Source organism: Streptomyces sp. NPDC036813, from assembly GCF_055609245.1.
In genome coordinates this window covers 33,479-46,132 of sequence record NZ_JBVJPV010000024.1, presented here as the reverse complement: position 1 = coordinate 46,132, position 12,654 = coordinate 33,479, and the positions used below count along the sequence as shown (strand labels likewise).

3 protein-coding genes and 1 pseudogene are annotated in these 12,654 nt (G+C 66.9%); all 4 read right to left on the bottom strand.

Annotation, left to right across the window (positions count from 1 at the left end):
* Positions 1-167: 167 nt before the first annotated feature.
* Positions 168-383: pseudogene (locus ACZ67Q_RS35790) on the bottom strand (hypothetical protein); the annotation flags it as partial.
* Positions 380-1,003 carry a hypothetical protein gene (locus ACZ67Q_RS35785; protein WP_471190718.1) on the bottom strand — a complete coding sequence of 208 codons (624 nt, stop codon included), beginning with the start codon at positions 1,001-1,003 and terminating at the stop codon, positions 380-382. The pseudogene ACZ67Q_RS35790 and the gene ACZ67Q_RS35785, both read right to left, overlap by 4 nt.
* A gap of 272 nt (positions 1,004-1,275) precedes the next feature.
* Positions 1,276-1,845 carry a hypothetical protein gene (locus tag ACZ67Q_RS35780; protein WP_471190716.1) on the bottom strand — a complete coding sequence of 190 codons (570 nt, stop codon included), beginning with the start codon at positions 1,843-1,845 and terminating at the stop codon, positions 1,276-1,278.
* Positions 1,846-1,944: 99 nt separating this feature from the next.
* The gene (locus tag ACZ67Q_RS35775; RefSeq protein ID WP_471190714.1) at positions 1,945-12,618 is read right to left on the bottom strand and encodes a LamG-like jellyroll fold domain-containing protein; all 10,674 of its coding nucleotides are present in this window, start codon (positions 12,616-12,618) and stop codon (positions 1,945-1,947) included.
* Between the last annotated feature and the right edge of the window lie 36 nt (positions 12,619-12,654).

The window sequence follows — 12,654 nt, the reverse complement described above, 5'->3', positions numbered from 1 at the left end:
ACGTCGCCCCGGTCATTGCTGTCGAGGCAGCGGCCCCAGAAGTTGTTCTTGAGCCCCGCTCGATGTGGTCGAGCGGGGCTTCCGTGGGGTGGCGCGAGTAGACGAATCGCGTCAGCGCTCCCGGCGCTGACTCTCCCACACATCGGCGTCGATCGGGTGTTCCGTTCGTTCGGGCCGCGGTAGTCCGGAATTCCCGCGTCGGTGGAGATACCCGCTCCGCTGAGGATGGCGACGAGTGGCCTGTGGTCCCCCACCCAGCGGACGGAGCTCACCTTCCGCGTCCGCGACCTGGACGCGATGCGGCCCGCCCGACCGCTTCCGCACGGGCCGGTGAAAAAAGTGAAGCCCTCCTGAAAGCTTCCGGAGGGCTTCACTTGCGTCATCGTGCCTGATTGTGGGCGAGCCAGCGTTCGGCCCACTGCCGTTGCGCAGGTTCGACGTGCTCGTAGGATGCGATGCGCTTCGCGTGCTCCCGCAGCGTCGCGATGCGTTCAGGGTGCGAAGCGAGAGTGAACCCGATACCGACCTGCCAGTATCCGGCGACCATCACCACGTCACCGCTCAACGACGTCGCGGCGAAGGTCGGGTTGTTCTCGCCCGATCCGAAGACTCCGTTCGCACAGCCGACGCCGGCGATGTCCCAATCGTCGCGGAGCAGGACACGCACCCATCGATAGGCGGGAGGATTCTCCTCGTCTTCCGCATCCGGCGCATCGGCCGAAATGTCCAAGCCGAGCAGAAATTCCTGGCGACCGTCACTCGCTGTCGAGAAAAGGCCGCACTCCTGGGCCGCACGCTCCCATTCCGCGTTGAACCTGGCACCCAGGTTCGGATCGCCATGTTCGATGACGACGTCCGAGCGGCCGTCTTCCAACTGCAGGTACGTCACATACCGCGCGACGAGATAGGGAACGAGATCGTCCCGAGTGTCGACCACTTCCAGGAAGGCGAATCCGGCACGGGAGAGCTTTTCCGCAAGTTCCTGTGGAAAGTCGGCCGTCACTCTTTTTTCCTTCTTTCTTTGTCCGGCCGACCCGGAGGGCAACCGCATCGAACTCTGGCAGCCCGCCTGACCGCTTCCGAGCGTCACCCATGCCCGATGGCCCAGACCGGTTTCCGGCTTCTCGCGTGGAGCTCGCGAGGATGTGGATGGTTTTATCGGCCAACGCGAAACTGGCCCCGCCAGGGAAAAATCCGGCAGGGCCATTCGCCAATTGATGGAGTCGATGTCGAAAATTGATCGACTAGAAAAACGTTATGCGGGCGATCATCGCCTCATTCACCTCGGTGCCCGATGGACTCAAGCCATCTCCGGGAAGCCGACCGCTCCTGTTGAGGTGTCCCCCGCCACTCTGCTTTCCACTTCGCGAGTTCGCGAAGGCCGGTGAGGGTGCGGAAGTCATTCACCAGGACAGTGCCGATCGAAGAATCCCCCGTAGTGCCACAAACGATGACGTCTCCGGTCAGTGACAGCATTGCGAACTCTGGTGCACCGAAACCGATTCCGAGTGCGGCAGCGGACCCCGCACCCATGATATCCCAGGACTCGGCCAGCCTGACGCGCGCCCACCACCAGTCTCCGTCGTGAGTCTCGGTGGCTACGAGGAATTCCCGATCGGCAGCGAAAAGACCTCCTTCACGGGAAAGGTCGAACCAGCCTTTGTTCGCCATGGTGACGAAATCCGGATTTCCGCTGTCGACGACCGATCGGGGCCATTTTCCGGATGCCGGCGGATACCCCGAGGCCCGAGTGGCGAGTGTTGGTGGGATGAGCGGATGCTCCAGGTCCATCATTTCTAGGTAAATCAGTCCGCCGGGAGCAAGGCGCTCAAGGTGGTCCATCATGGCGGCCTTTCTGGGAAAACCTCAGACAAAATTAACAGATGATGAGATGAAGCGGTGCACGGAACCCCTCAAGGGATTCCGTGCACTGCTCACTTCAGGCTACCTCCACTTGTAAATCCTTGGCGACCCGTAGTTGTGCACGCCTTTACTTGTCAGCGGGAAGTAGGCGATCTCGCCAGTGTTTGGATTCACCATGATCCGTATCTGGTTGCCCGGTTTACCGTTCCAGTAGATCGGTGAATCCTTCCAGGATCCCCAGAATCTCTTCTGCTGCTTGGTGAGGTCTGCTCCCGTGAACTTGTCGACGCTTCCGTCCGGATTTGCCCGCGGCGGCATGTTGGGGTTGTTGAGATACTCGGTCACCAGATCGTGAGTTTCCGGGTTGACCGAGTAGTATTCCTCGTTTGCTTCGTGGCGTCCCTTGGTTTCCTTGTGCGAGTACTCCTCGTTAGGAGTCCAGTTGCCGCCGTCCTCGTCGTCGTCGCACCCCTTGTTGTGCACCAGGACTGGCGTCGCACCTGCCAGCACATAGTACGTGTGGAGTTGCTGGACGGTAAGGTTCCAACGGTTCGCCGCACCTGGGGTTATACGGGTGGCGACGACGTAGACGTGGCCATTGGTGGCCGTGTTGAGGGCATCACCTTGGTGAAGTTCACCAGCGGCAACCCATGTGTGGGTGGTGTCGTTCCAGAAGGGATGGTTGGCCGTGGTGTGGAGGGTGGCGGTAGGGCCGCCCTTCGTGCGGACGGTCAGGTCGAGCAGGTCACGGTCGTGGTTGATCAGTACGTGCTGGACTGTGCGGACGCCCTCGTGCTTACCCGTCTTGGCGCTCGCGGCCTCGACCTTGTCGCCGACCTTGATCTTGCCGATCGCCTTGGTCTTGCCGTCTCCCATCAGGACCTTGGTGTCTGGGGAGAAGCTGCACCTGCAGCCGCACGTCCGCGTCTCGGACGACCCCTTCCTGGGTGCCTTGAGGCCGCCGCCCTCGTCGCCCTTGGCGCCGCCTCCGACCTTGGAGGATCCTCCGGCCGACCTCGGCGAGGCGGAGCTGACCGACTTGGCCGCGGACGAACCCGCTGCCCCTTCCTCGCCCGCAGCCGCCTCGACCGCGAGTGCGCCTCCGCCCGCTGTGGCTGCGACGCCGGCGCCGATGAGGGCTGAACCGCCTTCCGCGATAGCGGCTGTGATGCCGCCGGCGAGTGCGCCTTCTGCGCCTCCCATCGCGACGCCCTCGAGCATGGCGCCGCCGATGGCTCCGATGCAGGCGCCGGCGGTGGCGACGACACAGACGGCCGCACCGACGACTGCCAGTGCGACGAGAGTTCCGACGATGGCGGTCTTGTGCTTCTTGATGAACGCGGACGCGGCCTTCTTGGCCTTCTTCAGCGCACCGCCGATCCGCTTGCCGGCTTGTTTGAGCTGTGCGACGGCGTGATGGTAGTGCCGTTTCGCGCTCTTGATCGCATGGTGCACGATCTGCCGGGCACGGTGGTAGTAGTGCTTGGCGTAGTGGTAGAGGGTGGGATGGTGGTCACGGACGTACTTGACCACCTTCCTCGCGTAGTGCTTGGCGACCTTCTTGATCGCGGCCTTCAGTCCGTGCTTCTTCACCTGCTTCACGAAGTTCTTGACGTGCTTGACGGCCGACTTCAGGTGACGGCGCAGGCTGGAGTGGTGCCAGGCGTGGGAGGCCTTCTTCTTGATGGACTTCACCGCGCCCCACAACGACCAGTGGCCGGTCGGGTCGGTGTTGGTCAGCGGGTTGTCGTCGCCGTAGGCGAAGCGGTCCGCGGCGACCGAGTCCGGGATGGGGTTGTTGGCGACGGTGTCCCGGGAGGAGAACTGGCCGATGTTGGGGTTGTACCAACGGGCGGCCATGTCGACCTGGGAGGTGTCCGGGTCGGTCCACTCCGACTGGTAGCCCAGGGCCCCGACCATGCTCTGTGTGGCGAGGACCTTGCCGAACGGGTCGTAGGTGGTCGATCCGGTCAGCGCCGTGCCGGCGTCGGTGAACTGGCCGACCACGTCGTCGTGCACGTCGGTCATGGCCAGCACCTTGGTGCCGCCGGCGTTGATGCCGATCAGTGCGCCACCGGGGTCGCGACTGTAGGTGGCGGTGCCGTCGGAGGCCAGATCGTTGGCGATACCGGTGTAGGCGAAGGTCTGGTTGGTGCCCCCGTTGTTAGCGGTGACCATCCGGTCCAGTCCGTCGTACGCGTACGTCTTCCCACCGGAGGTGATCACCCGGTTGAAGGCGTCCGCCGTGGTGCTCGTGGTCTGGCTCTGTGCGTCGGTGACGGAGCGCAGGGTGCCACGGGCGGTGTAGCTGTAGGTGCTGTGGCCGTCCGACGTCAGTTCGTTGCGGGCGTTGTACGTGTAGGTGTCCGCGCCGACTCTGGTGCGGTTGCCCGCGTTGTCGTAGCCGTAGGTGGTCGTGGTGGTGCCGTTGTTCCAGGAGGAGAGCCGGTCGGCCCAGTCGTAGGTGTAGGTGTTGGTCGCGGCCCCCGAGAATCCGGTGGTGGTCTTGGAGGTCTCGTTGTCGTTCAGGTCGTAGCCGTAGGTGACCGATGCCTCGGTCCCGCCCGCCGGCTTGGTGAGGGTGTCGCTGGTGAGCCGGTGCGCCCAGTCGTACTGCAGGGTGCGGTTCGCCTTGCCGGTCCCGTAGGAGATGGACGACGGCAGCGACATCGTGTTGTAGCTGACGGTGGCGGTGGACCCGGTGGCGGCGTCGGCGATGGTCTTCAGCCGACCCGCGGTGTCGTAACCGTAGGTGGAGGTGCCCGCCGCGTCGGTGCGCCTGGTCATCTCCCCGTCGCCGCCGTAGGCGAAGGATGAGGTTCCCGACGGTCCTGCGGTGGTGAGCAGGTTGCCACGGTCGTCGTAGGTGAAGGTGTCGTCCGTGTTCGGAGCGGCGGCGGAGGTGATGCGGCCGTCGGCGTCGTAGCCGAAGGTGTGGTCCGCGGTCGCCGCCTCGGCGCCGGTGCCGGTCTGCCTGGTCAGGTCTCCTGTGGTCGAGTCGTAGGAGTCGACGACGGACACGCCGCCGGGGGACATCTGCTGCGTCACCCGCGCGTCGGCGTCGTAGACGGTGGTGTAGGTCCGGTCCGCGACCGCCGGGTAGGCAGGCGTGGACGGCTCGATCTGCGACTCCGGCAGGCCCCACTTGTTGTACGTGGTCAGCCAGTCGTGTCCGGCGACGGGGTTGCCGGAGGAGTCGTAGCCGTTGCCGTCGGTGAACCGGGTGAGGTTGCCGGCCGGGTCGTAGCCGAAGGAGGTGGTGATGAACTGTCCGGCCGCTACCGGCTGGACCTCCTTGGTCATCATTCCCGTCGCGTCGTAGGCGAAGGTGGTGGTGTGGCCGTTGCCGTCCGTGGAGGACGTCAGGTTGCCCTCCGGGTCGTACTGCGCGGAGGTGGTGCGGCGCAGCATCGAGGTGGCGTCGTACTCCCCGGTGCCGACCGCGTTGCCGAAGGCGTCGTACGTGGTCGTCGAGAAGGTGCCGTCGGGGTTGGTGACCTTGGTCTGCCTGCCGTCCAGGTCGTAGCTGAACTGGGTGGTGTTGTTCGCCCCGTCCACGACCGTGGTCTGCTCACCGGCCGCGTTGTAGGTGAACGACGTGGTCACACCGTCCGGCGAGACCGACGACGACAGCAGGCCGCCGGGGGCGTCGTAGTGGTTGGTGGTCGTGTACGCGGCCTGCGACGGCCGGCGCTCGACCTGCGTGGCGGTGAGCTGGTGGCCCAGGTAGTCGTAGGTGGCCTGGGTCACCGCGCCGGTGGGGTCGGTCACCGACAGCAGGTCACCGTTGGTGTCGTAGGCGGAGTGGGTCGTGCGTCCGCCCGGCAGTGTCTCGTCGACCTGGTCGCCGAGCTGGTCGTAGGTGTAGGACGTGACCTTGCCCAGCGGGTCGGTCTCGGAGGTGATCTGACCGGCGGTGTTGTACTGCGTCGAGGTCACCGGCGTGATCGGCGTCGAGGAACCCGGCGGCGTGTACGTGGGCATGGTCTGCGAGACCTGCTGACCCAGCGGGTCGTACCCGGTCGTGACGACGTTGCCGTTCGGGTCCTTGGTCTCCGCCACCTCGCCGAAGGTGTTGTAACCGGTGTACGCGATCGGGTGCGAGGCCCCGACGGTCGAGGTGCCCGTCGCCGCGTCGACCGTCTCCGAGTTCGCCGTCGGCGCCGTCGTGACCGCGAGGTTCCCGGCCTCGTCGTAGGCGTAGGACGTGACGTTGCCGTTCGCGTCGGCCTGCCACAGCGGGAGTCCCCGCTGGTCCAGGTCCGCCCGCGTGGTGTGCACGGTCGAGTTCGCCGCAGGGAGCGTCCCGCCGTACAGGCTCGAGACCTGCGTGGCGGACAGTGCGCTGGAGTAGGCCTGGACATCGGATATCGAGCCGTTGGCGTACTCGCCCCAGGTGCCCGCGGACTTCTTCCGGGCGATGTCGAAGGTGCCGGTGGCGTTCCACGGGGTCGTGAAGGCCTTCGTGTTGACCAGAGCACCGTTGACGTAGAGCTCGAACTGGCTCGCCGCGGCGTTGTATACACCGGTCAGGTGGGTCCACTGACCCAGGACAGGAGTGCCGCCGTACGCAGCGGTCCAGGCGGCGCCGGTGGTGTCACTGGCGTGACCACCGAACGCCCAGGCGTTGGACGCGGAGGAGTAGTACAGCTGGAAGCCGCTGGTGGTGGTGCCGTTCTGGGAGACGAACGTGGAGTTGCTCGCCGAGGAGCCGAGCTTGACCCACGCCGAGACGGTGTAGCCCGTCGCGGTGTCCACGACCGGACTCGCGGTCTCCGCGTACGACGTGGACGTGCCGTTGAACACGGCGCTGCCGCCGTGGTCGGTCGACCTCGTCACACCGCTCGCGGCGGTCGCGGGGTTGTTCGCCCCGGAGGAGTCGGCCGCGTTGGTTCCGGACGTCTCGTTCAGCTTCCAGCGGCCGACCGGCGCGGTGTTGGCGTCGTGCACCGTCGCCGAGAGGGTGTTGCCGAGCGCGTCGTAGGAGTACGACGTCGTCTCGGGCGTACCGGAGGCGCCGGTGTGCGTGGACGTGACCACGTGGTCGTCCGGGTCGTACGACACCGTGTCGCTGCGGTTCAACCCCGTGGGGTCCAGCGTCGTGGTGGTCGTGCGGGACGCCGCGTCCACCGCGAAGGTGGTCGTGGCCGCGCCGTCGTCGGAGACCTGCTTGATCAGGTTGTCGGCGGCGTCGTAGGTGTTGACCTGGTCCACGAACGACTTCGGGTGGGCCGGGTCCGTCACCGCGTCCGTGCGCGTGATCGTCGCCGGGAGCCCGTTGTCCGTGTAGGTGTAGGACGTCGTGAAGCCCATCGAGTTCGTGACCGAGGCGAGACGTCCCGCCGGGTCGTACGCCCGCGAGTCCAGCGTCAGGGTGCGCGCGGGGGACGGGTTGTCCGGGTCACCTGTGTAGCCGGGTTGCGTGGTGGTGATCCCACGGTTGTCGGCGTCGAAGGTGTAGTCCGTCTCGTTCCCCGACGGGTCGACCTCGGTGACCACGTTGCCATACACGTCGTGCGTGTAGGTCGTGGTCAGGAGCGTCTTGTCCGAGCCGTCCGCGTTGAAGGCCGAGACCTCCGACTTGGTGGCCATGCGGTTGCCCGAGTCGTAGGTCCACTCGGTGCGGCGCTGTCCGTCCCCGCCGGTCAGGTCCTTGATCGTCTCGGAGAGAGGGTTGCCGTCGGTGTCGTAGACCGTCGTCGTCTGCGCGGTGTGGGTCGCGCTGGTCACGCGGTCGAGGACGGGCGGGTCGGTCTCGGAGACGACCTGATCGTCCTTGTCGTACGTGTACGACGTCGTCAGACCCGCCGGGTAGCTGTCCGATATCTCGGTGCTGCTCAGCTTCCGGCCGATGTTGTCGTAACCGAATTTCACCGACGCGCCGTTGGCGTCCGTCTGCCGCGCCAGGTCACCGTTGTGGTTGTAGGTGTACGTCGTGGTCGCGCCACCCGGCGTGACGACGGACGCCTCCAGGTACGCCGGGGCGTACCCGCTGTCCGCGGCGGCCGTGGTCGCCGTGGTGTAGGTCGTCGTCGTGGTCCGGCCGGCCGGGAAGCCCGGCACCGGCGGGGTGGTCACCGTCGTCTGGTTGCCGTACTGGTCGTAGCCGTAGCTCGTCAAGTACGTGTTGTCCGTCGGACCGGAGGAGCGCCCGTCCCGCTCGGTGAGCATCAGGTCGTTGCGCGGGTCCGGCGTCGGGTTCGCCGTCGTGTCGTCCGGATAGTAGGTGTAGTACTCCGTCGCGCACAGGTTCTGCGACTGGTCCTGGCACGTCGTCTTCGACACCACGTTGCCACGCACGTCGTGACCGGTGGTGGTCGTGTTCCCGTCCGGGTCGGTGGTGGTGTAGAGGAAGCCGGAGGTGTCGTAGCCGTAGGTGGTGCGGTTGCCCAGGGCGTCCGTCTGGAAGAGGACCCGGTCCCCGTTGTCGACGTCGTAGCCGTAGGTGATGTACTTCGTCGACCCGTCGGTGGTCGGCACCTGGATCTTCACCGTCCGCACCGGCGCGACACCGGAGGAGGCCTTGTACGCCGACCACTGCTGCGTCACCTGGGCGGCGCTCAGGGCCGAACGGAAGACCGCGACCTCGGCGAGCGATCCGTCCCAGTAGTCGCCCTCGTTCCCCGCGTACAGGGCGCGTCCGATCTGCAGGGCGCCCGTCGCGGACCACACGTTCGGCCGTGCGATCGTGCCCTGGAGCGTGCCGTTGACGTAGAGCGCGAGCTGGCCGCTCGTGGCGTCGTAGCTGGCCGCGAGGTGGGTCCACTGGCCGGTCGCCGCGATGGCGGTCGAGTACACGGCCTGCGTGGTCAGGCTGCCGCTCGAGGAGTCAGCCGTCGGAACCCGCAGCGCCCACTTGTTCTGGGTGTGCTCGTAACCGAGGTAGAACCCGGCGTGGTACGTGCCGTCCTGGCTGACGGCCGTGTAGTTACTGGTGGTGGATGCGAGGTTCACCCAGGCCGAGACGCTGAAGCTCTTGGAGGTGTCGACCTCCGACGTGCCGGGGCTCGCCCAGGAGCTGGAGGCCTTCGCGAACGACGCCGCCTTCACGTCACTGGCGCCGAACGGGCCGGCGGCGTTGAGGGTGACATTGTTGTAGGTGGCGTGGCCGGTGTTGACCTCGTTGGCCCCGGCGGAACCCGAGGTGTCGCTCAGCCGCCAGTAGCCGGAGGGTCCGGCACCCATCACCGCGGAGCGGTAGACCTGCGAGGATCCGGTGACCGTGGGCGGGGTCAGCTTCCAGACGCCGCCGTTGTTGTCCGTCTCCTGGGAGATGGTGTCGTCGACCGCGTTGTACTGCACGCCGTTCTGGGTCTTGCCCGAGGGCAGCGTGATGGTCTGCAGCACCTTCGCGGACGTCGTGGCCGCCGCGTACTGGTTGGTGATCGTCGCCGCGTCCAGCGGCTTGTTGAAGATCGCCGCCTCGCCCATCAGACCGCTGTAGTGGCCGAGGGTGTCGGAGGGCATGTCGGGCCAGCCGTGGGTGTCCACACCCGCGCCGAAGGTGACGTACGGCTGGTTCCAGGACCACAGGCTGCCGGCCAGGGTTCCGGCCAGGGCGCCGTCGAGGTACATCGACTGGGTGTTGCCCGCGGAGGTGAGGACCACCTGGTGCCAGGCGTTGTTGTTGACCGTGGTCGCGGACTGGATCGGGGCGCTGCAGCCGGCGGTCGTCGCGAAGCAGCCGTGCAGCTTGCCGTTGGTGCCGATGTAGATCGCCGGGGTGTTGTACTTGGTGTTCGCGACCGGGTCGGAGTCGGTCAGCGGCTTGTCACCGTAGTAGAACAGCACACCGCCGGCCTGGGACGTCTTGAACCAGAGCGACACCGACGCGTACGTGCGCGTCGCGCCCGGCGTGCCCGGGATCGACAGGTACGAGCTGGTGCCGTTGAACGACGCGGCGTGGCTGCTCGCCAGCGGCCCGGCCGAGCCCAGGGTGACGTTGTGGTAAGTGCCGTTGACGTTGCCCTCGTTGGTGTCCACACCGTCGGCGGCTGTCGTGCCGGACGTCTCACCCATGCGCCAGTACGCGAACGGGTCCGCGTCCAGCACGGTGGTCCGGTAATGGTTGCCGGCGGCGTAGCCGTAGGTGGTGCAGTGCGTGGGGTCGGCAGGCGGGCAGACCGAGGTCAGATTGTCGCCGCTGTAGCCGTAACTCCAGGTCTCGACGGTGCTGGAGTTCCCCGCCGTCGCGGGATCGGTCGCCACCGTCGCCACGTGGGAGACGGTCGCGCCCGCGGGCTTCGACCAGGTGAAGTTCAGCGTGCGGCCCGAGACCTGCGAAGTGATCTTGGTGAGCGGGCCGGAACTGTAGTCGAATGTCTCCGCGCGGCCGGCGTAGTCCGTGATCGAGGTGATCGCGTACGCGCCCGTCCTGCCCGTGATCCCCTTCTGGAAGAGGTAGGCGGTGTCGTCCTTGTCCACCAGCTTGTAGCCGGCCGGCGTGGTGGTCGCGGTCAGGGACGCCCAGCGCCCCGGCGGCGGAGTGAAGGAGCCGTCGGCGTTCTTGCCGAACCCGACCTGCGAACCGTCGGGGTACGTGATGTTGACACTCGCCACCGCGCCCGAGGAGTCTTTCACCTCCGCGGCCTCCATGTCCGCGACCGTCGACCAGCCCGCGCCGAACGCGCCGTCCACCCGCGGGTCCAGGGAGTTGTAGTCACGCTCGACCGACAGCGACGGGCCGACCGTCTGCACGTCGGCGTCGGTGTCGGAGGTGGTGTAGTTGCCGACGCTCGGATCGAAGTCGTGTCCGTCGGTGTTCTGCGACAGACCCGAGGTCACCACAGGCTGCGGCACCACGGCCGTGAGCTCGCTCTGCGTCCACGGCGAGTACAGCAGGCTGTCGTAGCTGCGCACCTGCCACAGGTAGGTGCCGCCCCAGGTCATCTTCCCCGAGGGGACGGTCCAGTCACCACCGGAGATCAGCCCCGAGTCGGAGATCACCGCACCGGTGGAGGCGTCCAGGAGCTGGAACTGGTACTTCAGCGCCGAACCCGGGTAGTTGTCCGAGTCGTAGCCGTACGCCACCAGTTCGGGCTTCAGCGTCTGGGTGTTGTAGTTGTCCGGCGGGTAGGAGGCGTCGATCTGCGGGGCGACGTTCCCGTTCAGCGTCAGGTCCAGGTAGGGCCGGTAGCTGGTGGGGGCGTTGACCGAGTCGAACTGCTTCCAGTGCAGGGCGTCGGTGTTCGTCGAGTACAGCGCGAGACCGTGGTTGCTGACCGTTCCGCCGGCGATGCCGTTGAACCAGGTGGTGTTCAGCGGCACGTTCATCCACGTACCCGTGGTCCGCGAACCGCCGGAGTTGGTGCACGCGGCACCCGGGTTGGCCGTCAGCTGTCCCAGCGCGGGGCTGTCGTACGCCGGGCCCGGGTAGGACGTCACCCCCGAACCCGACCACGAGGCACTGATCGGGGCGACGGAGAACGGCTCAGCGGTACAGGTCGCGGCCCAGATGTCGAAAAGGTGCAGGCTCGCCGCCGACACGGTCTGACCGGTGATCATGCCGGTCAGACCCGTCAGGTGCAGGAACGAGTTGGCGCTGTGCGTGCCGGAGTCGTAGGAGCCGACCTTGAGCACGTCCTCCGTGGAGTGGTCGCCCGAGAGGTTGCTCTCGGCGTACGTGCTGTCGCTCACGGCCAGCGTCGGGTCCACCGTGACCGGCCACACCCGGTCCTTGGCGCCCAGCCACGAACGGTCCGCCGTCATGGTCAGGATCCAGTCGTCGCCGGACCGCGAGAGACCGTACTCCACCGCCTGCGAGGTCGTCGGCTCGCCGGACCTGCGGTTCACGTTCGAGTCCTGCATGAACGCGTGCGGAATCCGCTCCACCACGGCGCCCGAGGCGTCGGTGAACTCGACCGACCCCTGGTCGGCGAGGCGCGGCGTCAGACCCGAGGCGTCCAGCTTGAACGACCACGACGTCGGCGCCTTCGCCGAGGACAGGACGATCTTCTCCTTGACGCCGTCCGCCAGCGGTACCAGCTCCAGGTCCGTGTCCGGCAGCACGCCGGCGTAGGAGACGGTGCCGTCCGCATCCGTGACGCCAGGCACGTCCTGCGCGCCCTTCAGCGCGTACGCCACGTTGTGCCCGGAGCCGGACTCCACCGACGCCAGCCGCTCGTCGCCCGCCACGCCGGCGAGGTCGACCGCCACGTCGTTGGCCTTCTCCCGCCAACGTCCGCCGGACTTGACCGGCGTGGTGTCGATCGGCTTCCAGGAGCCGTCGGGGGCGCGGAAGTTGTGGCGGGAGAAGTACACGCGCCTGGTCGTCGTGCCGTTCGCGTTGCGGAACACGTCGATCTTCGCCGACGAGGCGGCCGCGTCGCGCTTGCTGGTCGCCGCGACGAAACCGTCACGCCCCTTGACCACCGCGGCACCCGTGGTGTGTTCCTTCGTGGCGCGGTGGTGCCGGGAGTCAGCGGGCAGTTCGCCCTTGCCGGAGCCCGGCTTGTGACCGTGGCCGCCGTTCGCGCGCGTGCGCGCCGCCGACGCGGTGTGGGCCAGCCCGCTCGCCGAACCGCCGAGCTGCTTGGGCAGCTTGAGCGGCGAGGTGTTGAGCCAGTCCCAGAGGCCGCTCAGGGTCATCTTCGGCATGGTCAGAGCCGGGAGCGTCATTCCCTGCGCCATCGCCTCTTCGGCGGACGGTATGAACGCGAGCAGGAAACAGACCATCAGGGTGACGCCGCGCGCCAACCCACGGCGGCGCAGCCACCGTGGTTGGCGCGCCGGGCGGCGACGTTTAAGGGGGGACATGATCGATCCTTAAGGAAACCTTGCGAAAGAAGAGCA

Bases quoted from the DNA above. Each gene is read 5' to 3' on its own strand.
- ACZ67Q_RS35780 (WP_471190716.1), bottom strand. From the start codon at position 1,845: ATGATGGACCACCTTGAGCGCCTTGCTCCCGGCGGACTGATTTACCTA.
- ACZ67Q_RS35775 (WP_471190714.1), bottom strand. From the start codon at position 12,618: ATGTCCCCCCTTAAACGTCGCCGCCCGGCGCGCCAACCACGGTGGCTG.